The following is a 22434-nucleotide window of genomic DNA, read 5'->3' on the forward strand; positions in this document are numbered from 1 at the left end:
CGGATGTCTCCACCTTGTGCATTGAAGCGGTGAGGCGTGGTGTGCCGGTGCTGCTGGGCTTGTTGGTGGTGCTGTCCGTGCTGTGGGTGCCAGCCGCCGAGGCGCGGGAAGAACTGGAGGTGCGGGTGTCCGCCGCCGGTGTCTGGACCGATAATGTATCCATCGAGCCCGATGGACAGGGCCTGCGGGAACGGGATTTCGTTTTGACCGTGGAACCGGGCCTGCGCTTCACCACCGATCGGCCCCGGCTCAGCGCTTCGGTGGATTACAGCGCGGAATATCTGCGTTTTCTGGATGCCGGGGTGGACGATGTGCGGCATCGTCTGTTCGGGGTCTTGAATGCCGAGCCCATCAAGCGGCGCCTGTTTTTGCGCGGGCGGGCCAGTGTGCAGCAGACCTTTCTGAACCAGCGGGACAGCCTGTCCGGCAATAGTGCCAATATTTCCGACAATCGGCGGCTGGTGCAGAACTATTCGGGCACGGCGCGGGTGCGGGGGCGGCTCACCAATCTGATGGACTGGACCGCGTCCTACCGGTTCGGCGCCACATTGAGCCCGGCGGACAATCTGGATGACGACACCATCACCCAGCGTTTTTCCGATACGTTTTCCAATCAGGCCAGCTTGCGCCTGGAGTCCGGGGAGCGCTTCGGGCATCTGGGATTTGCGCTGGACGGTCAGTTTGAGAAGGTTTATCGCTCGCTGGATGTAACCGATTTTCGCCGTTCCCGCGCGGTGGGGGAAGTGTCGCTGGAACTGTCCCGCATGGTGAAGCTGTTTGCCGTGGCGGGGGTGTCGGACAACAATCTGGATCGAACGACCCTGAGCGAAGACGGCTTTGCCTGGGAAGGCGGTGTGCGGCTGACACCGGGCCGCAAGCTGAGCCTGGAGCTGTTTCGCGGGGCCGAGGGGGACCGGACCACCTGGCGGGGCAATCTGCGCTATACGCTGTCTTCGCGGTTGACACTGAACGGGGAAGTCAGCGACGGCGTGGCCAGCAATACCGGCGTGATCCTGGACCGTCTGGATGGTCTGTCGAGCAATCTTTCGGATGGGGTTCTGGGGACGGACGGGGAGCCGGTGCGAAACTCCCAGCCCAACTTCACCCTGTCGGACGTGGACTTTCGCCGCCGCACCATCAATGGATCGCTCACCTGGCGGGATCGGCGGAATCGGGTAAGCCTTTCCGCGGATACCGAGCGCCGCACCTTTGACAATGAAACCGGCACGGCCAAAAGTTGGGGCGTGGGTGCGCGGTACAGCCGTGAGTTGGATAGGCAGACCCGGTTCAGTGCCTCCGGCAATTATCGGCGGAATGCCTTTGAAGGGTCCGACCGGGTGGATGAAACCCTTTTGGCCAGCCTCAGCCTGGAGAAACGGGTCTATGAAAATATACGAATGAGCCTGTCTTATGATTTCAGTCAGCGTTTTTCCAATACACCGGGTGGAGACTTGTTGGAAAACGCTGTAAGATTCCAGATGACAGCCCTTTTTTAGAGGTTTGAATGTTTGAAGAAGTCTACAACCTTTCCGGTCGTCCGTTTCAGTTGACGCCCGACCCGCGCTTTTTCTTTGGTTCCAAGACCCACAAGAAGGCGATGGCCTATCTGACTTATGGTCTCAGCCAGGGTGAAGGCTTCATCATCGTCACGGGCGGCATCGGTACCGGCAAGACGACGCTGGTACGCCATCTGTTCGAAACCCTGGACCGGCGGGAATTCGTGGCCGCCATGATCGTGTCCACGCAGTTGAATGCGGAAGACCTGTTGCGCAGCGTGGTGGCGGCGTTCGGGCTGGATTCCACCAAGGCGGCGGACAAGGGCGCGCTGCTGTCCATGCTGGAAAACTATCTCAGGGAACAGGCCCGCGCCGGGCGTCGCGCGCTTCTGGTGGTGGATGAGGCGCAGAACCTGTCCAATGCGGCGCTGGAAGAAATGCGCATGTTGTCCAACTATCAGGAAAACAACATGGCGCTGTTGCAAAGTTTCCTTGTGGGGCAGCCGGAATTTCGGGACCGGGTCTTTTCCGCGCCGGAGCTGGAACAATTCCGCCAGCGGGTGATCGCCACCCACCACCTTGAGGCGATGGACCCGGAAGAGGTGGCCGATTACATCGAGCACCGCCTGCGGCTGGTGGACTGGGACGATGACCCCACCTTCACGCCGGAAGCCGTTGAGGCCATTTATGACTTTTCGGGCGGCGTGCCGCGGCGGCTCAATGCGCTGTGTTCCCGTATCCTGCTTTTCGGGGCACTTGAGGACATTCACGAGATCGATCAGGGTGTTGTGGCCACGGTGATCGAGGACATGGCCGAAGAGGTGCGCCCCGTGGGGGAACAGGCGTCACCCTCCGCCCAGGCCAGCAAAAGCCGTGATGACGGGCCGGTAAATCCCTATAATGACGGCACGGTGCCACTGGAACGCGCACCACGGCGCGAAACGCTCGGTATCGGTCGCGGCGGCGGCAATCGGGACGATCAGGACGAAAAGCAGGGCCGCATTTCTGAGATGGAAGGGCGGATCGGTGATCTGGAATCCACATTGCGGAGACAGAGCGAAACCCTGGACAAACTCACCCAGTTGATGGGTCGTCTGGCGGATGAGAAGGATGATTCCTGAACCGGGCGCGGCTGTGGGGCAGAATGAGGGCTTTGACCGTCCACCCGGTGACCCGGCTGCCTTTTCCGGTCACGTCTTCACCATTGATCTGGAAGACTGGTTTCAGGTGGGTGCTTATGAAACCACGATTGATCGCGCCGATTGGCCGGGCCTTTCCAGTCGGTTGGATGAACAGGTCCCCTTTCTGCTGGATGCCCTGGCCGCCGCCCATGTGAAGGCCACCTTTTTCTGCCTGGGCTGGGTGGGGCGGACCCAGCCGCACCTGATCCGCCGTATCGCCGAGGCGGGGCACGAAATCGCCTGTCATGGCAATGATCATCGCCGACTGACCGCGCTGGACCCGGCTGGATTTGCCGCCGATCTGAAGACCGCGAAAGGCCGGCTTGAAGACGTGACGGGGGCGCGGGTGGCGGGCTACCGCGCGCCCAGCTTTTCGCTCGGTCGCGCCCAGTGGTGGGTGTATGAGGAACTGTCCCGTCAGGGCTTCAGCTATTCCAGCAGCCTGTACCCCGTGACCACCGACCATTATGGTATGGCGGAGGCGCCAACACGGCCCTTCAAGCCTATGGCCGGAACTGAGCTGCTGGAAATTCCCATGACCCGTCTGCACTGGTTGGGGCGCAATCTGCCCGTATCCGGCGGGGGGTATTTCCGGCTCATGCCGTATTGGCTGGGAAAGGCGCTGTTTCTGGCGGGGGCGCGCCAGAATGGCACGCCGGGCATTTTTTACATGCACCCCTGGGAAGTGGACCCCGACCAGCCAAGGGTTCCGGCGGCGCCGCTCAAGTCGCGGTTTCGCCATCGCATCGGACTCAGGCGAATGCGCGCCAAGGTGCCGCGCCTGATGCGGGCGCTGGTCTGGTCGCCCATGGGCGCCTATGTGGCTCACCTGAATGGGCCGGGCGAGGGTGCATCGTGAGCATTCGCGTGCGCCCCATGGTATCGGCGGATCGCGTGGCCTGGGATGCCTATGTGGCGGCCAGTGACCAGGCGGGTTTTCTGCACAGGGCCGGCTGGCAGGATGTGGTGAGCCGCACCACCGGCTATGATACGCCTTTCCTGCTGGCGGAGCGAAACGGCTCCCTTAGCGGTATCCTGCCGCTTGCGCTCAGGCGCAGCGTGCTTTTCGGGCGCAGCGGGGTGTCCTTGCCCTTCTGCGTCGCCGCCGGGCCGGTGGCGGACGACGGGGAAAGCCTGCGCGCGCTGGACGAGGAGGCGTGGCGCCGCACCCGCGCCATTGGCGGGCGGGCACTGGAATATCGCGGGGTGGCGGCGGATCAGGCCCGGCGGGCGGGCTGGCATGTGGATGACGGGACCAGCGCCAGTTTTGTGGGCCCCCTGGCCGGAAGCGAAGACGCCCGCCTTGCCGCCATTCCCCGCAAGCAGCGCGCCGTGGTGCGCAAGGCGCTGAAGGCCGGGCTCAGGGTTACGCTGGGGCCCGATCAGTTGGACAGCTTCTACGCCCTCTATGCCGATAGTGTGCACCGGCTGGGCACCCCGGTTTTTCCGGCAACATTGTTTCGGATGCTGCTCCGCACCTTTCCCGACAATGTGGAAATCGCCCTGGTGCGCGATCGGCATGATCGCCCCGTCGCCAGCCTGATGAGCTTTTATCACGGGCATACGGTGATGCCCTATTATGCGGGCAGCGTGGCGGAGGCACGGCGCCTCGGCGCCCATGATTTCATGTATTTCGACCTGATGAACCGGGCCGCCGAAAGGGGCTTCACGCGCTTTGATTTTGGCCGCAGCCGGGTGGGCAGCGGCCCCTATCACTTCAAGAAACACTGGGGCTTCACGCCGCAACCACTGGCCACAGCCTGGCATTTGGCGCCCGGCGCCACGCCACTGGCTCCGGATCGGGAACACGGCCTGATGGCGCTCGCCAGCCGGATATGGCGCCATCTGCCCCTGACGGTGGCGAACCGGCTCGGCCCCCCTTTGGCGCGGCATTTGGGGTAGGGTGATGGCGCATATTCTGGTTCTGGTGCATCGCTTGCCGTACCCCCCGAACAAGGGGGACAAGATTCGCGCCTTCCATCTGCTGGACCACCTGGCCCGAAGTCACAGTCTGGACCTTGGCTGTTATATGGACGACCCGGCGGACGCGGTACAGATAGCGCCATTGAAGGCCCGGCTCCGCCCGGCGCTGGCCGCGCTCAAGGTGGTGAAGGTGTCGAAGTCCACCCGGTGGTTGGGCGCCCTGATGGCCCTGTTTACCGGGCGGCCGCTCAGTTTCGGGGCCTATCCGGCACGCGCGATGCGCCGCTGGGTGCGTCGGCGATTAAGCAGCCGGCCACCTGATCTGGTGCTCTGCATTTCGGGCGTGAGCGCCCATCTGGCCATGCCGCTTGTGCCGAATGGATGCCCCGTCTGGTTCGACATGGTGGATGTGGATTCCGCCAAATGGGCCGCTTATGGCGCCGGGGGCGGGCTCATGGCGGCCCTGTACCGGCTTGAAGCCCGACGGGTGGCGCGGGCGGAAGCCTGCCTGAGCGCGGCGGCGCGGCGGGTCAGCCTGGTATCCGAACCCGAAGCGGAACTCGCCCGGCAGCGCTTGCCCGATGTGCCGGTGGATCGGGTGGTGGCCATCGGCAACGGCGTGGATCTGTCGGCCTTTGACCCGGATCGGTACGCCGCCCCCGACGCGCCTGATCATCTGGTCTTTACCGGCGATATGGATTATGCCCCCAATCAGGAAGCCATGCGCTGGTTTCTGGCCCATGTGTGGCCCACCGTGGTGGCGGCCCGGCCACACGCCCGGCTGGTGATCGCGGGGCGGGGCGGCGCGGCGCTTGGGCCGGTTGTGGCCCGTGCACCCGGCGATGTGCGCCAGACCGGTGCGGTGGAAGATATGGCCGCGCATATCGCCGCCGCGGCCATTGTGATCGCCCCGCTTCAGACGGCGCGGGGCTTGCAGAACAAGGTACTGGAGGGCATGGCGATGGCCCGGCCCGTGGTGGCCACATCCGCCGCCCATGAAGGCATTCTGGCCGTGGCGGGAAAGGATCTGATGGTGGTGGATGCACCTGCTGACATGGCGGACAGCCTGCTTGGCCTGATGGCGGAGCCCGGCAGGGCGCGGGCCCTCGGTGAACGCGCGCGGGCGGCTGTGCACCACCATCATGCCTGGCCCGCCATTTTGAAAAATGTGGACCGCCTCGTGGCGGAATTGACAGGGGATCAACCCGCATGACCGACGGCATGACCATGCGCTATGACTGGGCGCGCGGGCTCTGGTTTCTGGGCCTGCTGGTGCTGCTGGTGCTTATTGTCTGGCGGGATACGCTGGTGCACATGGTCGGCCTGTGGCTGACACGGGACCTGCATTCCTATGGTCTGGCGGTGCCGTTCATGGCGGGCTGGATGGCGTGGTTGCGGCGGCCCTGGCTGATCCGGGTCAAACCGGCGCCGGGCGGTGGCGGGCTGGCATTGCTCGCCCTGGCCCTGGTGTTGCTGGCCACGGCGCGCGGCATGGATGCGCGGTTGCCCGCCCATATCAGCCTGGTGCTGGCCTGTCAGGGCGTGGTATGGGCAGCGCTGGGGCCACGGGCGGCGCGTATCCTGCTGGTGCCGTTGCTGTTCCTGTTCCTGATGGTACCGGTGCGAACCGGTATCGTGACTCCCCTTCAGCATCTGACGGCGGAATGGGTTATTGGCGCGCTCCGTTTCAGCGGGTTCAACCCTATTGTGGATGCCATGCTGATCCGGCTTCCCGGCGGGCTTTACGAAGTGGCCGAAGCCTGTGCGGGGGTTCGGTTTCTCTATACCAGCGTGGTGATCGGACTGTTTCTGGCGGACCTGGCCGTAACGCGGCCGATGAAGCGGGTGGCGCTTGTGCTGGCGGGCCTCGGCGTGCCGATACTGGCCAATGGTGTCAGGGTTTACGGCCTGATCCTGTTGGGTGAAGCGGCAGGGCAGGACGCCATGAAGGGGGTGGATCACCTGATCTATGGCTGGGCCTTTCTGTCGCTTGTACTGCTGGCCATGGTGGCCGTGGCCTTGTGGATGCGGGATCGGGACGCGCTGCTTTTCCGGCCCCCGTGCGATCTGGCGCTGCCGCCGTCGCGCCGGGTGTCTCCCTGGCCATTGATCGGCCTTGTTACGCTGCTCGCCCTTGGTGCCTTGACGCTGCCGGACTGGCCGGTGCCCATGCTCGGCCCGCCGGGTTTTGACTGGTCGTTCCTGGGGGGCGGGTAGCCATGTGTGGAATTGCCGGATATCTGGCCCTTGGCGATGCATCCCCGCCGGAGTCCGCCGTGCTGGACCGTATGGCGGACAAGCTGGCCCATCGCGGGCCGGACGGTGAAGGCCGCTATCTGAGGGGGGCGGTGGGGCTGGCCCATCGGCGGCTCGCCATTCTGGATGTGGCAGCCGGTGCTCAGCCCATGGTGGATGACAGCGACCGGGTGGCCATCAGTTATAATGGCGAAATCTATAATTTCCGCCAGTTGCGGCGGGAACTGGAAGGGGACGGCTGGACCTTCCGCACCCATTGCGATACGGAAGTGATTCTGGTGGGCTATCTGGCCTGGGGGCTGTCGGTGGTGGACCGCCTGCGGGGCATGTTCGCCTTTGCCCTGTGGGATGGCCGCAGCGAGACCTGCCATCTGGCGCGCGATCCGCTGGGCATCAAGCCGCTTTATTTCAGCCTGGATGAGGGTAGGCTATTGTTTGCCAGCGAACTGCCCGCCCTGCTGGAAGCGTGGAATGGCCCGCGCGTGCTGTCCATGACCGCGCTGGAAGACTATCTGGCGCTTGGTTATGTGCCGGACCCGGACTGTCTGGTGGCAGGCGTGGAAAAGCTGCCGCCGGGGTCCATGATATCCGTACCGGTGCGCGGTGCGGCCCGGCGTCAGCAGCATTGGGCGCCCGCTGTGGCACCGCCAGACCCGAATGCCCGGCCCGATGATGCCCGGCCTGATGCTGGCACGCTGCTGGACCGGCTGAGCGCCAGTGTGAAACGCCGCCTGATTGCGGATGTGCCGCTGGGGGCCTTTCTGTCCGGCGGCCTTGATTCCAGCACCATTGTGGGCCTGATGACGCGACTGAACGGGCCGGGCGTGAAAACCTGCGTGATCGCCAGTGATGATCCCGCCCATGACGAGGCCGCCGCCGCGCAGGAGGTAGCCACCCATTTCGCCGCTGACCATCAGGCGCGCACCGCCACCGCCACGGACGGCGCCTTGCTCGATCTGATCCCCGCGCTTTACGGGGAGCCGCTGGCCGATATTTCCGCGCTGCCCACCTTCCGGGTGTCGCAGCTCGCGCGCGAAAGGGTGACCGTGGCCCTTTCCGGGGACGGCGCCGATGAACTGTTCCTCGGTTATCGCCGTTATCGGATGCATGGGATGGAAGAGCGGCTGCGCCGCTGGCTGCCCCGCTGGCTGCAAAAAGGCGTGATCGCGCCGCTGGCTCGCCTGATGCCGAAGCTGGATCGGGCGCCGCGTTGGCTGCGGCCCAAGGCCACATTGGAAGGGCTGGCCCGAACCAGCGCCCAGGCGTATTTCAACAGTGTTGCCCGTGGGCCGGATCGGGATCGCCTGCCGCTTTACAGCCGGGATGCGCGCGACCGGCTGGGGGATTACCGGGCCGTTCACCGGTTCGAGCGGCTGGATCGGGAAGCGGCCTCTCTGCCGCCATTGGCCCGCGCCCGTCACATCGATCTGAAGACCTGGCTGCCGGGGGATATCCTGACCAAGGTGGACCGGGCCAGCATGGCGTGTGGGCTGGAAGTGCGGGTGCCGTTTCTGGACCGGGACTTTGTGGACTGGGCCCTGACCCTGCCCACTGACGGCATGATCGCAAAAGGGCAGGGCAAATGGCCGCTGCGCCGTGCCATTCGCGGCTTTGTGCCGCACAGTGTGCTGGACCGCCCGAAAAAGGGCTTTGATGTGCCGCTGGGCCAGTGGCTGCGCGGTGCCATGGCCCCGGCGCTGGACAGCCTGTTGTCGGAAGAAGGCTGGCTGGCATCCAGCGGTCTGTTCGATCCGGGGCGGGTCGCCGATCTGGTGCGCGCCCACAAGGCGGGCCACGGGGATCACGGCCAGATATTGTGGTCCCTGCTGGTGCTGGATCGCTGCGCCAAAGCGCTGGATATCAGGGTTGACCCCGGCGTGACCGACCAGACGGGGCCTTGATCCGGCGATCGCGGGCGGCTTTGCGGAACTGTGCGCTTCAGACCATCGCTTCAGGCCATCGCTTCAGGGGTTATCCAGCGCATAGCCCGCCGAGCGCACGGTGCGGATATAATCCGGTTCACCCTTTTCATTGATGGCTTTGCGCAAGCGGCGGATGTGAACATCCACTGTGCGGGGTTCCACATAAACATCATGGCCCCAGACGGCATCCAGCAATTGTTCCCGGCTGAAGACCCGGCCCGGATTTTCCATGAAATGCCGCAGCAGCCGGTATTCCGTGGGGCCAAGATGAACGGCACGCCCGCCCCGGTCCACCCGATGGGAAACATTGTCCAGGGTGATTTCATTGAAGGTCAGTTGCTGCCCGGTCAGCACCGGGCGCATCCGCCGTAGAACCGCCTGTATCCGGGCGATCAGTTCCTTGGGCGAGAAGGGCTTGGTGACATAATCATCGGCGCCGGTATCCAGGCCGCGTACGCGGTCTGATTCCTCGGTGCGGGCCGTCAGCATGATGATGGGCACATTGCCGGTTTCCGGTGTGCGGCGCAGACGGCGGCAGATTTCTAGCCCCGACAGGTTTGGCAGCATCCAGTCCAGCAGAACCAGGTCGGGCACTTCCTCGGTGGCGCGCATCAGGCCTTCTTCACCGTCGAGCGCGGTCTCTATTTCGAAATCAGCACGCTCCAGATTGTAGCGCACCATTTCGGTGATGTTTTCGTCATCCTCAATCAGCAGAATGCGCGTTTTCACGTGCCGATCTCCGTAGCAGGGCCTGATCCCATAAGGGTCGGGGCCTATAAGGAATCCAACGGGTCTTCCGAGGTGATGTCGTTCTTCGGTCTGCGATCCAGCTTGTCGCCTTCGATGATGTAGAAGATCAGTTCGGCCAGGTTGGTGGCCTGATCCCCGATACGCTCGATATTCTTGGCGATCATCAGATAATGGGTCAGGGCGCCGATCTGGTCCGGCATTTCGCTCATGTGCGCCACAAGCTGCCGGTAAGCCTCGTTGTGCAGGGTATCCAGCGTTTCGTCATGTTCCCACACATCCACGGCCAGATCGCTGTCCCGGTGCACGAAGGCGTCCATCACCCGGTTGATCATGAAGCGCGCCTCCCCGGACATGCGCGCCAATACGGCTGGCATGGGGTCTTGTGACACCGCGCTCAGGGCGGTGATGCGCTTGGCGATGTTCTTGGCATAATCGCCCGTGCGCTCCAGCATCGCCGTCATTTTCAGAATGGAAACCACCTCGCGCAGGTCGTCGGCCACGGGCGCGCGACGGGCGAACATGGAAATGGCGGCCTTTTCCGCTTCCATTTCCAGCTTGTCCAGATCCTTGTCCGTGGCGCGCACCGTGTTGGCCGCGCTCACATCCAGGGTCTCCAGCGCTTCCATGGCGCCGGCAAGCTGGCTTTCAGCGATGCCGCCCATGCGACTGACGATGCTGCGCAATTGCTGCAACTCGTCATCATAGGACCGCACAATATGCTCGTTCATGTCTGCTCCTCAAAGGTTCAAATCCGAACCATCAGATTCTAGCCGAATCGACCTGTTATGTAATCTCGCGTCTTTTCCTCGGTGGGAGACGTGAAAATTTCCGTGGTATCCCCCACTTCGATCAGGTGGCCCATGTGGAAAAAGGCCGTCTTCTGCGAAATTCGGGCGGCCTGTTGCATGGAGTGGGTGACGATGGCGATGGCGTACCGGCCTTTCAGTTCCTCGATCAGGCTTTCCACCTTGGCAGTGGCGATCGGGTCCAGCGCCGAACAGGGCTCGTCCATCAGGATCACTTCCGGGCTGACCGCGATGGCGCGGGCGATACACAGCCGCTGCTGCTGCCCGCCGGACAGGGCCGTTCCGGGCGCATCCAGGCGGTCTTTTACTTCATCCCACAGACCCGCCTTTTCCAGCGAGGTGGAGACCACCTCATCCAGTTCCGCGCGATTGGCCACCAGGCCGTGAATACGCGGGCCGTAAGCCACATTATCATAGATCGACTTGGGAAACGGGTTGGGCTTTTGAAACACCATGCCCACCTGGGCACGCAACTGGACCACATCGATCTTGGGATCGTAAATGTCCTGACCATCCAGCGTGATGGTGCCGGTGACGCGGCAGTTTTCCACCACGTCGTTCATCCGGTTGAAGCAGCGCAGAAAGGTGGATTTGCCGCAACCGGACGGGCCGATCAGGGCGGTCACCTCATCCATGTGAAGGTCCAGGTCCACACCCTTGATGGCATGGGTGTCGCCATAGTGCACATGAACGTTGCGCGCGGATACCTTGGTGTTGCCTCTCTGGGTCATGACGGTCTCATACTTGTCGGCCCTGTGTCAGCCGAACCGGTTATCACTTGGTCTCGAACTTGTTGCGCAGCCAGATGGCGATGGCATTCATGAAGATCAGGAATGCCAGAAGCACCATGATGGCGGCGGATGTCTTTTCCACAAAGGCCCGTTCCGGGCTGTCCGCCCATAGATATATCTGAACGGGCAGGGCGGTGGCCGCATCCGTAATGCCCGTGGGCACATCCACGATGAAGGCGACCATGCCGATCATCAACAGCGGCGCCGTTTCACCCAGCGCCTGTGCCATGCCAATGATGGAGCCGGTGAGCATACCGGGCATGGCGCTGGGCACCACCTGATGGAAAACCACCTGCATGGGCGAGGCGCCGAGCCCGCGGGCCGCATCCCGAAGCGAGGAGGGCACCGCCTTGATTGCCGCCCGGCTGGAAATGATGATGGTGGGCAGCGTCATCAGCGACAGGGTCAGCCCCCCTACCAGCGGCGCGGAACGCGGCAGGTCGAACGTCCCCAGAAAGACCGCGAGCCCCAGCAGGCCGAAAACGATGCTGGGCACGGCGGCCAGATTGTTGATGTTGATTTCGATAAAGTCGGTGATGCGATTGCTTGGGGCGAATTCTTCCAGATAGATGGCGGACAGCACCCCCAGCGGAAACGCCACAAGAAAAGTGACCAACAGGGTCAGGAACGAGCCCACAGCCGCCCCCCAGATGCCGGCCAGTTCCGGGTCCCGCGAGGCGCCGGTGGACAGGAAAAGGGTATGGAAGCGCGTGTCCACCTGCCCCGCACTTTCCAGGTCGTTGAACCAGCCCAGCTCCAGATCCTTGATGGGGCGGTCGCTTTCGGGCAGGGAGATATCCACATTGCCCTTGTTCACCTGGTCCAGGTCGTCCGACGCCAGCAGCCACAGGCGGCGGGTTTCGCCAACGCTCTTCGGGTTGGACAGGATGAAATCACGCACTTCCATCCGCGCACCCCGGCTCAGGATCTTGCGCAGGCGGCGCTGCATGGCGGGCGTTTCCACTTCGGGAAACTGGTTCAGCAGGGCCGGCATGATCAGGTCCAGCATATTGGCCTTTTTCACCCGATCCGCGAAAGCGCTTGGGGTCATGCTTTCGGGATCGCCCACCACATCTTCCTGTATCGGAACATCGAGCGCGATCTCGGTCTGGAAAAAGCCGCCCGCGCCATCCCGCACAATGGTGAACAACAGGGTGGCCAGAAACAGCCCGGCCACCAGCAGCGCGCCCAGCCCGATTCCGCGGAACAGCCTTTCACGGCGATAGCGCCGCCTGAGCTGTGCCTGCATGGCCGGACCCATCCAGTCGGTTGGGTGACGGGCGTCGCGCCCGGTTTCCCTTGATGGCATGTCATGGTCTTCCATGGGCGGCCTCACTCGTAGATTTCACGGTGCTTGCGCACGATGCGAAGCGCCAGCATGTTCAGGCCAAGGGTGATGACGAACAGGGCCAGCCCCAGCGCGAAGGCGCTCAGTGTCTTGGCGCTGTCAAATTCCTGATCCCCGGTGAGCAGGGCAACGATCTGTACCGTTACGGTGGTCACGGCCTCGAACGGGTTGGCGGTCAGGTTCGGACGCATACCGGCAGCCATGACCACGATCATGGTTTCCCCGACGGCGCGGCTGATGGCCAGCAGGAAGGCGCCCACAATACCGGGCAGGGCGGCGGGAAGCAGCACCTTGATGATGGTTTCCGATTTGGTGGCGCCCAGGGCATAGGACCCGTCCCGCAGGGGGCGTGGCACCGCTGTCAGGGCATCGTCGGACAGCGAGGAAACGAAGGGTATGATCATGATACCCATGACGACCCCGGCGGCCAGCGCGCTTTCACTGGCGATGGGCAGGCCAAAAAAATCGCCGCTTTCACGGAAGAAAGGCGCCACGGTGATGGCGGCGAAAAAGCCGTAAACCACCGTTGGCACACCGGCGAGGATTTCCAGTAGCGGTTTGGCGATATTGCGCATCCGCGCCGAGGCGTATTGGGTTAGATAGATTGCCCCCATCAGGCCGATCGGCCCGGCGATCAGCATGGCGATCAGGCTGATCAGGAAGGTTCCGGCAAACAGTGGCACCGCGCCGAACGCCCCGCTCGACCCCACCTGATCCGCACGCAGGGCCGTTTGCGGGCTCCATTTCAGGCCGAACAGGAAGTCGTGGATCGGCACATCCTGGAAAAAGCGCACGCTTTCATAAAGCAGGGATGCCACGATGCCCACAGTGGTCAGGATGGCGATACCGGAAGACAGGATCAGCACCCACATCAGCACGCTTTCAAAGCGGTTGCGGGCCCGGAAATCCGGGTTGATCCGCCTCAGGGTCAACAGCGTTCCAGCAATGCCGCTGCCCACGGCCAGCAGGAAGGTGCCCCAGATGCCCTGGGTATAAAGGGCGCGGTACCGCTCTGCCGCGTTCAGGATCACGGGATCGGATTCCAGCTTTTCACCATACCGAACGGCCACCTGAAGCCGGTTGATCAGCAGGTCGCGGGTTTCCGCCAACTCGCCCCGGGTGGCGGCATTCAGGGATTGGATCACCAGCTTTTCAATCACGCCTTCGCCGAAAAGCAGCCACGCGACCAGAACCATCAGGCCCGGCAGAAAGCCCGCCGTGGCGGTGAGATAGCCATAATGCCGGGGCAGGGAATGCAGTGCCCGGCCCGCCGCAGTTGCCGAACGGATGGCACGCTCCCGCGCGACGGTGAAGCCCGCCAGTGCCAGAATGATGATCAGGATGAAGATTGCCGCATTGGTCATCCGGTCGGCTCCTCGTCCTGGGCCATATCCGACTTGCGCCTCTGTTCAAGCAGGCGCCGCGCTTCGGGCGCCGGCCCGTTGACAGACAGATCCAGTGGAATCAACTCCCGTGCCGTCAGCCGGTACAGTTTCCGATCCTTTTCAGACAGCGGAATCAGACCCCGATCCACCAGATAACCGAACGGACCCCAGGTGCGTTCGCGCGTAAATTCCAGCAGGAAGGGCTTCACGCCGGGGATCACCTGCGCATGGGCCGCTTTCACATAAAAGAACAGGGAGCGGAAAATCGGATAACGCCCCTCGCCGATATTGGCGAATGTGGGATAGATCGGTTCACCCGCCTTGTTGCGCACGCCTATGGGCTGAAGAATGTCGCTGTTCTGGTCCAGAAAGCTGAAGGCGAAAATGCCGATCGCATCCGGGTCCGCCTGGATTTTCTGCACGATCAGATTGTCGTTTTCGCCGCTTTCCACATAGCGGCCATCTTCCCGGTAAGCCCGGCAGAGCTGTTTGTGACGGCCTGGCTGATCATGCTCCAGCGCGCGGATTTCCGGGATCATGTTGCAGCCGGCTTCCATGGCGCGTTCATTGAAGGCATCCCGCGTGCCGCTTGTGGGCGGCGGGCCGAGTATGATGATTTCCTGATCGGGCAGGTCCGGGTTGATGTCCGTCCAGTTGTCGAACGGATTTTCCATGAATGCGGCGTCACCCGTCGGGGTGGATTTCGTGCCCGCAAGCCGGGCGGGCACGGACTTGGCCAGGGCCAGATAGATTTCCCGCAGGCTGAGTCGGAACGCATCGCCCGCCTTGGTATTGGCAAGGACGATTCCGTCATAGCCGAACCGGATTTCCACAATGTCCCGTACGCCGTTGCTGGCGCACAGATCCACTTCCGACTGCTTGATCCGCCGGGATGCGTTCGCAATATCCGGTGTGTTGGCTCCAAGCCCCTGACAGAATTGTTGCAAGCCGCCGCCAGAGCCGATGCTTTCCACAATGGGCGCGCGGAATCGGGTGGAGCGACCAAATTCCTCGGCCACCAGCGTGGAGAAGGGAAAGACCGAGGACGACCCGGTAATCCGCATCTGATTGCGACTCTGGGCCTCGCTTTCGGCGCCAAAAACGAGGCCGGTCAGCATGGCGGCCATCAATGCCCCCAGACGGCAGGACAGGCGGACAATACCGGGGGCGGAGCGATATGCCGGGGCGCTTGCCCGCGAACCGGTCAGGCTGGCGTTTCGGGCGGGATGTGGGGAGCCTGTCTGGCGCTTGCGCATTATGACACTCCAACAGGGATGAAGGGTGCGTCGCCCTGCGGCGGCGCCCGGACACTGCCTATCGATCCTTTATGACAGACTCATGACAGGCCGCATTTTTATAGGGATGCTCGCCTGAAAGGGCCGCGCTTCAGCCCTCTCGCTCGTCAATGGACATGTTACAACGGCGCGGAGTCGCCCCGTCATTCCGCTTTCGGCTCATGCTGGCCGGTCCCGCCATGCCATCATTGAGGCGGCTTTGTTTCAGTGGCCGCGCGGTTTGCGTCCGCACCGCTTTTCTGCTCCGCCTTTGCGCCCGCTCGTTCGCTCCGTTCGCCCCGTGCGTTCGGCGCCACTTTCAGCTTGAAGGAAAAGACCGACCCCTTGCCCGGCTCGGAGCGCATGTCCAACTGGCTGTCATGACGCAGCAGAATGTGCTTGACGATGGCAAGGCCAAGCCCGGTGCCACCCATCTTGCGGGATCGGGCCGCATCGACCCTGTAGAACCGCTCCGTCAGCCGGGCCAGGTGTTCGGGCGCGATACCGGGGCCTTCGTCCCGCACGCTCAGATGAATCTGCCGGCCACTTTCCCCAAGGCGTGCGCGCAGCGTGACACGGGTGTTTTCCGTGGCATATTTGGCGGCGTTCATGGCCAGATTGGTCATTACCTGGGCGATCTGGTCCGCGTCGCCCACGGCGGGGGGCAGATCGGGTGCCACATCCGCCGTCATAGTGATACCCCGTTCGGAACGGATGGCTTCCACGGCGCGGATGGTATGCTGGATCAGTTGTGCCACATCCACGCGGGACTGCGGGTCCACATGGCGCGCGGCCTCGATCCGCGACAGGGAAAGAAGGTCATCGATCAGCCGTGTCATTCGGGTGGATTCCCGCCCCATGATATCGAGAAACCGTGCCTGCGCTTCGGTATCGTCGGCGGCGGGCCCCTGAAGCGTTTCGATGCACCCCATGATGGACGCCAGCGGCGTGCGCAGTTCGTGGCTGGCATTAGCGATAAAGTCCACCCGCATCTGCTCGGTGCGCAAAAGGCTGGTTACTTCATAGAAAAACACCATTACCTGCGGGGCATCGCCCTTGTTCGCGCCGGGCACACGGGCGATGGTCACATCAAAGGCGCGGCCCGATGTGGTATGATACTGTACGCCGTCCAGCCGGTCGGCCTCCCCCTCAAGGGCGGATTCAAGGCTGGCTACAAGGTTCGGCTGGCGCAGGTGCAGAAAGGCATCGCTGCCCACCACGTCCGCGCCGAGCAATGCCTTCGCCGCGCTGTTGGCAAAGGCGATGCGATGATCCTGCGCCACCACCAGAATCGGCGAGGGCAGCGCGTTCAGGGCCTTTGCGCGAACCGCTTTCACGGCCCGGTTCTGGCCGGGCCGGCCAGCGCGCATTTGTTCCCGATGCCCTTGGAGGGTCTCAAATCGCCGCCGAATCACGAGTCGCGCGGCGATATAGAAAGCCAGGACGGCAACCGTGATGGGCAGCCACACCGCCGCATCCCCCAGGGCATAGGCCAGTGCGGCCAGCAATGTGACCGCCGCCGCAAGGGCATATTCATTGAACAGGGATGATTCCAGGCGCTTGTTTGACGGTGTTTTCATGAAAGGCTCATTTCGGATTGTTCCCTTGAAACACGCCTTTGCAGGACCGCGACAAGGCCGGACCAGTGTGGGCAAAGCCCCGGCGCGATGCAATGATAAAGGGTGGCGTCTGTTCTCTCTTTCCTCTAGATTGAAAGCATGGCAGCGCAAGGCTGATCCGGGAGATGAACCAGCATGGACGACCAGCACAGCAACGCACCCCGATCCGGCGAACCCCCTGTGGTCGCCCCCGATGAGGCGGGCGGTCAACTGGGCGCCGGGCGGCGCCAGCTTTTGAAACTGGGCCTGGCCGGGGCGCCCATGGTGTTTTCCGTGCGGGCGTCCGCCGCCAATGCGCTGGCTTCCGCGGTGGATTGCGCGATCAATGTGCCCAACAGCTTCTATGCCCTTGTGGCCTCTGACGGTCAGGCATGGGTTGCCACAATCAATGTTGGCAGCGGCAAGATCACGCCGGGGCTGGTCAACCGGTTCAAGCGTTTCGGCATTCATTTGCCGGAGGGCAGCGTGGACGAGGAATTTCGCCCCGGCGGGTGCGATGCCGAAGACCGTCTGGACGCGGAAGCCTTCTGGAACGACCCGCTGGATGAGGACGGGGACGAGGACGAACGGCAGGGAATCCCGCATCCCGGCGGCGGAGACGACCGGGATGATGATGACGATGATGATGACGAGTTCGAGTCCAATGGCGGCATACCCCGCAATCTGGAATGTCGTTATGCGCTGACCGACCTGTCAAGCCTGGACGGCACGGTGATCGGCGATCTGTTCAGCGAAGACGGCGCCATCGCCCCCGGCAGCCGCAACGAAAGACTGTTCGCCCTGATCCTGAGCCGCTATGTGTATCATTATGGCCAGAGCGGCAGCCTGCCGGGCCTGTCCTGTTATGTGTCCATCCTGAATTATGTTCGCGGCGGTTGATTGCCGGTGACTGAAGCCGTGCGCTGGTCGGCCCGCGATGTGCCCGTGCGGCATGTTGCCATGGGGGAGGTTTCCTTCGCCTGTCATCGGGTTTCAGGGGATGTGCACGCCCTGAACTTTCTGGCGCTTGCCATTGTGGATGCGGCGCGGGAACAGCCGGACACGGTACCCGCACTGGCCGCGCGCGTGCGGGCCGCTGTGGGCGCGGACGATGGCCTGTGCCCCGACAGCCTGGTCGAGCGTACCGTGCGGGATCTGGCCCGCTTCGGGCTGCTGGCACCAGAGCACATCCCGCCGCCCGCCATGCCCCTTTGGCCAGGCCCGCCGCCGTCTTTAACGGCCCCGCCGCAACCGGGTGGGCAAAGGCTGGACAGCCTCAGCCGTGACGATCTGGCGGCCCGTCTGGCCAGTGGCCGCCTGGTGCTGACCCTCGGCCCGTTTCGCCAGCGCCTGACCATGCCTTTCCGGGAGGGGATTGCCCATATGCAGGATGCCTATGGCGCCGTTTCGATCCACACCCTGCCACATGGCGAGACAGGCTTCTGCGATCATCATGTGCGGCTGGGCTCTGGCGGTGGCCGATTGGCGCGGGTACTGCGCGGCCTTCCGGGCGTGCCCGCCGGGCCGCAGATTACGCCGCTGGATGGCGGCGGGCTGGATATCGTGCCTTTGCCCCGCACACAGGCGCCGCTGGCGATCGAAATGGCGTTCAATCTTCAGGTGGCGTTGCGTACCGCCCGGTTCGCGCTGTTCCATGCGGGGGTGGTGGCAAGGGGCGAGTCCGGCCTGCTTCTGGCGGCCACGTCCGGGGGCGGGAAATCCACCTTGACGGCACTTTTGATGGAAAAGGGTTATCGGCTGCTGTCCGACGAATTCGCGCTGATGGCGCTGGGCGCCGCAGCGGGCCGGGTTTACCCGTATCCGCGCCCGGTATCGTTGAAGAACGAGTCCATCCCGGTGGTGCGCGCCGTGGTCGGGGCCGGGGCCTTGTCCGCGGTTCTACACGATACACCCAAGGGCCGCATTGCCTATCGCCGCCCCCGCGCCAGTGACATTGCCGACGCCGGGCGCCCGGTGCGGATCAGCCGGGTGCTGTTCCCGGTCTTTGAGCAGGGCCGCGACGAGGGGAGCCTGACCCCCGTGCCGAAGGCCGATGCCATGATGCGGCTGATGACCGGCTCCCCCAATCTGGACCGGCTAGGGGAGGAAGGCTTCACCGCCCTGACAGCGCTGCTGGACGGCGCCCCGGCCTTTGAACTGCGCTATGGCACGGCGGATCAGTCATTGGCGCTGGTGGCGCGCGCTGAAAGTGAAACCGGGGAAGGTTTGTCATGAAGCCGGTTACGCCGCCGTTAGCACTGGCCTTTCTGATGGGGGAGGCGCCGGAAGACGGCCAGGGCCAATGGTCCGGTTCACGGGCGGCGGCGCTTTGGAACTGGGCGGGGCAGCAGTTTGCACAGGGAGAGGCGGCCCATGCCTGGCACGCTCGTGGCCATGGGCCGGTACCACCGGATCAATTGGCGGAGACCATGCGCGCCGTGGCGCCGGATCAGCGCATGGTGCTGTTTGAACTGGACCGGGTGGCGCAGATACTCGTGCCGGAGGATGTTTCCTTTGTGGTGCTGAAAGGCGGCGCCCATGCGGCCCTTGGCGCTGCTGCGGGCTTCGGGCGGCGTGTGTCCGATCTGGATATACTGGTCGATCCGGCGGACCTGCGACGGGCGGAAGCGGCCCTTCATGCGGCGGGCTGGATGATCGACAGCCATGCCGCCGGGGCCTATGACCAACATTATTACCGCCAGCACATGCATGAATTGCCGCCCCTGCGCCACGAGGCAAGGGGAACCCTGCTGGATGTGCACTTCCGGCTGACGCCGCGCCGGGGGCGCATCCGCGTGGACCACGAAGCCATGATGGCGGCGGCGATTCCGTTGCCCGGCTGGGGCGGGGCGCATGTGCGCGTTTTCACGCCGGTGGACCGGTTTCTTCATGCGGCACTTCATCATCTGGGCGATGGTCAGATGGACACGCCGGTGCGCCGCGTGCTGGAACTGGCCCACCTGTTTGACAGCCTTGACCCGGAAGATCGGGCGGCGCTGCCCGCGCGGGCCGAGCAGGTGGGGCTTGCCCGTGTCCACAAGGATGCCATGGCCCTGTTGGCGCTGTTTGGTCGGCGGCGGCACACCGGCCATCCGGTGCGGTGTGTGCCCCGGCTGGCCCGCGCGCGGTTTGCCGCCACAATACCCGGCGCCGGGCCGGGTTACCGGCTGGCCGGGTGGGTGGCGGCGGCGGTATTGTGGGGCCGGGCGCACTGGCTGCGTATGCCTTTGTTGGCGCTGGCGCGGCACGCCGCCGTGAAGCTGGCCCGGCGCCTGCGCCCCTGAATTCCAACCCCCTGAGTTCCGACCTTGTGATCAGGGGATGAGCCGACCTCAGCCGACTGGCCGCAACAGGGCCGGAATGTCCGCCAGATGCGCCACAAGGCAACTGCCGCCCAGTTCTTCCGGCGGGCGATCCGAATAGCCGTGCCTGACAACGATACAGGGCACATTGGCGGCGGTGGCGGCGCGGGTATCGCTGATGCTGTCGCCCACCAGCAGGAACGGATCGGGGCCGAGCCGCCGTGCGGTTTCGCTCAGGTGGCGGGGGTCCGGCTTGCGGAACGTGAAGCTGTCCCCGCCGCTGAGGGTGCGGATATGCCTGTCCAGCTCCAGCTCCGCCAGCAGGCGGCGGGCCAGCCCCTCAGGCTTGTTGGTGCACACCGCCGGCCAGTATCCCGCCTGCGCCAGATCGCCCAGCAGCGTGTGGGCACCGGGATAGGGCGTGCTGGCCTCGCTCAGATGGGCGCCGTAGAAGGTCAGGAAGCGATCGAGCAGGGTTTCCATGCCAATATCACTGTCGCCGCCAGTGGCCTTGAGCCCCAGTTCGATCAGCTTTCTTGCCCCCTGACCCACCATATGCCGGGTTTGATCCAGGGACACAGGCGGGCGATCCAGACTTTCCAGCACATGATTGGTTGCCCGATGCAGGTCGGGCGCGGTATCAACCAGGGTGCCGTCCAGGTCCAGCAGGATGATGCGAGCCGGAAACGGGGGGGTGTGGGGCATGGTGCGGTCCCTTGATCATGGCAATTTCCGCCATAGCATTAGGGGCTGCCACATGGTCTGGCAAGGCCGAAGGCGGGCCGTTACCCGTGAAACAATGTTGCTTTTTTCAGGGTGGTTTGCGCAGCTTTTTTCTTGTCATGGAAAAAGCCCCATGTTTAAAGGGGCGCGATTTTGCAGACCGGTTTGATCGCGCCGGTATGTTGGCCATGGGTTGGAAGATATGAGGCGCCAGGCTCGGCATGGGCCGCGCGAAACAGGATTGAGGTTGACGATGAGTGACTGGAAACCGGATAGCTGGCGGACCAAACCGGTACGGCAGGTTCCCGACTATCCAGACAAGGCGCTGCTGGCCAATGTGGAAAGCGAGCTGTCCAGCTATCCGCCGCTCGTGTTCGCCGGGGAAGCGCGCCAGTTGCGCAGTCAGCTTGCCGATGTGGCCAATGGCCGGGCGTTCCTGTTGCAGGGCGGTGACTGCGCGGAAAGCTTTGCCGAATTTCACCCCAACAATATCCGCGACACCTTCCGGGTGCTGTTGCAAATGGCTGTGGTGATGACCTTCGCGGCCAGTTGCCCCGTGGTGAAGGTGGGGCGCCTGGCGGGTCAGTTCGCCAAGCCGCGCTCCAGCGACATGGAAAACAAGGACGGCGTGGAACTGCCCAGCTATCGCGGGGATATTGTCAATGGCATCGATTTCACCGATGCCGCCCGCCAGCCGGACCCGAACCGTCTGCTCAAAGCCTACAGCCAGGCAGCCGCCACCCTGAACCTGATTCGCGCCTTCGCACAGGGCGGCTATGCCAATCTTCATTCCGTGCACCGCTGGAATCTGGATTTCGTGGAGCAGAGCGCGGCGGGCGAGAAATATCAGGAACTGGCCAGCCGCATTTCGGAAGCGCTGGCCTTCATGGAAGCCTGCGGCGTGGACCCGGAAAGCGTTCAACAACTGAGCGGGACGGACTTCTACACCTCGCACGAGGCGCTGCTTCTGGGCTATGAGCAGGCCATGACCCGCGTGGATAGCACCAGCGGCGAATGGTACGACACTTCGGCTCATATGCTGTGGGTGGGGGATCGCACCCGGCAGATCGATGGCGCGCATCTGGAATTTCTGCGCGGGATCGCCAATCCCATCGCCTCCAAGGTCGGGCCAAGCACGGACCCGGATGAACTGCTGCGCCTGATCGACATTCTCAACCCCCGCAATGAACCGGGCCGGTTAACCCTGATCACCCGTTTCGGCGCGGGCAAGGTTGCCGACCATCTGCCGCGCATCCTGGAAACCGTGAAGCGGGAAGGCCGCAATGTGATCTGGTCCTGCGATCCCATGCACGGCAATACCATCAAGACCGGCAACGGCTACAAGACCCGGCCCTTCGACCGTGTGCTGGACGAAGTGAAGCAGGTCTTTGCCTGCCACCGGGAGGCGGGCACCTATGCGGGTGGCATTCATCTGGAACTGACGGGCCAGAACGTGACCGAATGCACCGGCGGCGCCGTGGCGATCACGGAAGACGGGCTTGCCAGCCGTTATCACACCCACTGCGACCCGCGGCTCAATGCCATGCAGTCCATCGAAATGGCATTTCAGGTGGCGGACTGCCTGAAACAGGAACGGGACGCGATGAAAGACACGCACGCGGCCTGATGGTCCGCCCCGGTCCCTGATGTGACCCTGAATGAAAGCGCCGCCGACGCAG

The 22434-nt window shown here is 63.7% G+C and carries 19 protein-coding genes; 11 read left to right on the forward strand and 8 right to left on the reverse strand.

Going from position 1 to position 22434, the window contains the following annotated elements; translation table 11 throughout:
• The first annotated feature begins 41 nt into the window (after positions 1 to 41).
• Genes WGH93_RS05070 through asnB form a run of 7 tightly spaced genes read left to right on the forward strand, consistent with a single transcriptional unit; the run spans position 42 to position 8757 of the window.
• Positions 42 to 1496 (forward strand): TIGR03016 family PEP-CTERM system-associated outer membrane protein, encoded by a 1455-nt coding sequence (locus tag WGH93_RS05070; RefSeq protein WP_374763780.1) that lies wholly within the window; start codon positions 42 to 44, stop codon positions 1494 to 1496.
• A gap of 8 nt (positions 1497 to 1504) precedes the next feature.
• Positions 1505 to 2617 (forward strand): XrtA/PEP-CTERM system-associated ATPase, encoded by a 1113-nt coding sequence (locus WGH93_RS05075; protein ID WP_374763781.1) that lies wholly within the window; start codon positions 1505 to 1507, stop codon positions 2615 to 2617.
• Positions 2607 to 3536, forward strand: a complete 930-nt coding sequence (locus tag WGH93_RS05080) for an XrtA system polysaccharide deacetylase (protein ID WP_374763782.1) — start codon at positions 2607 to 2609, stop codon at positions 3534 to 3536. The genes WGH93_RS05075 and WGH93_RS05080 overlap by 11 nt, the downstream gene beginning before the upstream one ends.
• Complete coding sequence (locus tag WGH93_RS05085; protein WP_374763783.1) at positions 3533 to 4579, forward strand: FemAB family XrtA/PEP-CTERM system-associated protein; 1047 nt, start codon at positions 3533 to 3535, stop codon at positions 4577 to 4579. The genes WGH93_RS05080 and WGH93_RS05085 overlap by 4 nt, the downstream gene beginning before the upstream one ends.
• A gap of 4 nt (positions 4580 to 4583) precedes the next feature.
• Positions 4584 to 5813: a TIGR03087 family PEP-CTERM/XrtA system glycosyltransferase gene (locus WGH93_RS05090; protein WP_374763784.1), complete on the forward strand. Its 1230-nt coding sequence runs from the start codon at positions 4584 to 4586 to the stop codon at positions 5811 to 5813.
• Positions 5810 to 6817: an exosortase A gene (xrtA, locus tag WGH93_RS05095; RefSeq protein WP_374763785.1), complete on the forward strand. Its 1008-nt coding sequence runs from the start codon at positions 5810 to 5812 to the stop codon at positions 6815 to 6817. The genes WGH93_RS05090 and xrtA overlap by 4 nt, the downstream gene beginning before the upstream one ends.
• 2 nt (positions 6818 to 6819) lie before the next feature.
• Entirely contained in the window at positions 6820 to 8757 is a 1938-nt protein-coding gene (gene asnB, locus WGH93_RS05100; protein ID WP_374763786.1) for an asparagine synthase (glutamine-hydrolyzing), read from the forward strand.
• A gap of 63 nt (positions 8758 to 8820) precedes the next feature.
• On the opposite strand, the gene phoB is transcribed toward asnB, so the two are convergent.
• The 7 genes from phoB to WGH93_RS05135 form a co-directional block, all read right to left on the reverse strand.
• Positions 8821 to 9507, reverse strand: a complete 687-nt coding sequence (gene phoB, locus WGH93_RS05105) for a phosphate regulon transcriptional regulator PhoB (protein WP_374763787.1) — start codon at positions 9505 to 9507, stop codon at positions 8821 to 8823.
• Positions 9508 to 9551: 44 nt separating this feature from the next.
• Positions 9552 to 10256: a phosphate signaling complex protein PhoU gene (gene phoU / locus WGH93_RS05110; RefSeq protein ID WP_374763788.1), complete on the reverse strand. Its 705-nt coding sequence runs from the start codon at positions 10254 to 10256 to the stop codon at positions 9552 to 9554.
• A gap of 38 nt (positions 10257 to 10294) precedes the next feature.
• Positions 10295 to 11065, reverse strand: a complete 771-nt coding sequence (pstB, locus tag WGH93_RS05115) for a phosphate ABC transporter ATP-binding protein PstB (RefSeq protein ID WP_374763789.1) — start codon at positions 11063 to 11065, stop codon at positions 10295 to 10297.
• Positions 11066 to 11108: 43 nt separating this feature from the next.
• Complete coding sequence (pstA, locus tag WGH93_RS05120) at positions 11109 to 12449, reverse strand: phosphate ABC transporter permease PstA (RefSeq protein WP_374763790.1); 1341 nt, start codon at positions 12447 to 12449, stop codon at positions 11109 to 11111.
• An 8-nt stretch (positions 12450 to 12457) separates the two neighbouring features.
• On the reverse strand, positions 12458 to 13837 hold the full coding sequence (gene pstC, locus WGH93_RS05125; protein WP_374763791.1) for a phosphate ABC transporter permease subunit PstC: 1380 nt from the start codon (positions 13835 to 13837) through the stop codon (positions 12458 to 12460).
• On the reverse strand, positions 13834 to 15114 hold the full coding sequence (locus WGH93_RS05130) for a substrate-binding domain-containing protein (protein WP_374763792.1): 1281 nt from the start codon (positions 15112 to 15114) through the stop codon (positions 13834 to 13836). Before WGH93_RS05130 ends, pstC begins: the two co-directional genes overlap by 4 nt.
• A 224-nt stretch (positions 15115 to 15338) precedes the next feature.
• Positions 15339 to 16712 (reverse strand): ATP-binding protein, encoded by a 1374-nt coding sequence (locus tag WGH93_RS05135; protein WP_374763793.1) that lies wholly within the window; start codon positions 16710 to 16712, stop codon positions 15339 to 15341.
• 174 nt (positions 16713 to 16886) lie between these two features.
• On the opposite strand from WGH93_RS05135, the gene WGH93_RS05140 reads away from it, so the two are divergent.
• Genes WGH93_RS05140 through WGH93_RS05150 form a run of 3 tightly spaced genes read left to right on the forward strand, consistent with a single transcriptional unit; the run spans position 16887 to position 20014 of the window.
• A complete protein-coding gene (locus WGH93_RS05140) occupies positions 16887 to 17630 on the forward strand; it encodes a hypothetical protein (protein ID WP_374763794.1) in 744 nt (247 codons plus the stop codon).
• Positions 17631 to 17636: 6 nt separating this feature from the next.
• A complete protein-coding gene (locus WGH93_RS05145) occupies positions 17637 to 18965 on the forward strand; it encodes an HprK-related kinase A (protein WP_374763795.1) in 1329 nt (442 codons plus the stop codon).
• Entirely contained in the window at positions 18962 to 20014 is a 1053-nt protein-coding gene (locus tag WGH93_RS05150; protein WP_374763796.1) for a nucleotidyltransferase family protein, read from the forward strand. The genes WGH93_RS05145 and WGH93_RS05150 overlap by 4 nt, the downstream gene beginning before the upstream one ends.
• A 48-nt stretch (positions 20015 to 20062) precedes the next feature.
• On the opposite strand, the gene WGH93_RS05155 is transcribed toward WGH93_RS05150, so the two are convergent.
• Entirely contained in the window at positions 20063 to 20737 is a 675-nt protein-coding gene (locus WGH93_RS05155) for an HAD-IA family hydrolase (protein WP_374763797.1), read from the reverse strand.
• A 271-nt stretch (positions 20738 to 21008) separates the two neighbouring features.
• Between WGH93_RS05155 and WGH93_RS05160 the strand changes: the two genes are divergently transcribed.
• A complete protein-coding gene (locus WGH93_RS05160) occupies positions 21009 to 22382 on the forward strand; it encodes a class II 3-deoxy-7-phosphoheptulonate synthase (protein ID WP_374763798.1) in 1374 nt (457 codons plus the stop codon).
• Positions 22383 to 22434: the final 52 nt, after the last annotated feature.

Source organism: Yunchengibacter salinarum (assembly GCF_037658235.1).
GTDB lineage: Bacteria > Pseudomonadota > Alphaproteobacteria > Sphingomonadales > Kordiimonadaceae > Yunchengibacter > Yunchengibacter salinarum.

Coding starts and splice junctions, on each gene's coding strand:
- WGH93_RS05075 (WP_374763781.1), top strand. CDS start 1,505: ATGTTTGAAGAAGTCTACAACCTTTCCGGTCGTCCGTTTCAGTTGACG.
- WGH93_RS05080 (WP_374763782.1), top strand. CDS start 2,607: ATGATTCCTGAACCGGGCGCGGCTGTGGGGCAGAATGAGGGCTTTGAC.
- WGH93_RS05090 (WP_374763784.1), top strand. CDS start 4,584: ATGGCGCATATTCTGGTTCTGGTGCATCGCTTGCCGTACCCCCCGAAC.
- xrtA (WP_374763785.1), top strand. CDS start 5,810: ATGACCGACGGCATGACCATGCGCTATGACTGGGCGCGCGGGCTCTGG.
- asnB (WP_374763786.1), top strand. CDS start 6,820: ATGTGTGGAATTGCCGGATATCTGGCCCTTGGCGATGCATCCCCGCCG.
- phoU (WP_374763788.1), bottom strand. CDS start 10,256: ATGAACGAGCATATTGTGCGGTCCTATGATGACGAGTTGCAGCAATTG.
- pstB (WP_374763789.1), bottom strand. CDS start 11,065: ATGACCCAGAGAGGCAACACCAAGGTATCCGCGCGCAACGTTCATGTG.
- pstA (WP_374763790.1), bottom strand. CDS start 12,449: ATGGAAGACCATGACATGCCATCAAGGGAAACCGGGCGCGACGCCCGT.
- pstC (WP_374763791.1), bottom strand. CDS start 13,837: ATGACCAATGCGGCAATCTTCATCCTGATCATCATTCTGGCACTGGCG.
- WGH93_RS05130 (WP_374763792.1), bottom strand. CDS start 15,114: ATGCGCAAGCGCCAGACAGGCTCCCCACATCCCGCCCGAAACGCCAGC.
- WGH93_RS05135 (WP_374763793.1), bottom strand. CDS start 16,712: ATGAAAACACCGTCAAACAAGCGCCTGGAATCATCCCTGTTCAATGAA.
- WGH93_RS05140 (WP_374763794.1), top strand. CDS start 16,887: ATGGACGACCAGCACAGCAACGCACCCCGATCCGGCGAACCCCCTGTG.
- WGH93_RS05150 (WP_374763796.1), top strand. CDS start 18,962: ATGAAGCCGGTTACGCCGCCGTTAGCACTGGCCTTTCTGATGGGGGAG.
- WGH93_RS05155 (WP_374763797.1), bottom strand. CDS start 20,737: ATGCCCCACACCCCCCCGTTTCCGGCTCGCATCATCCTGCTGGACCTG.
- WGH93_RS05160 (WP_374763798.1), top strand. CDS start 21,009: ATGAGTGACTGGAAACCGGATAGCTGGCGGACCAAACCGGTACGGCAG.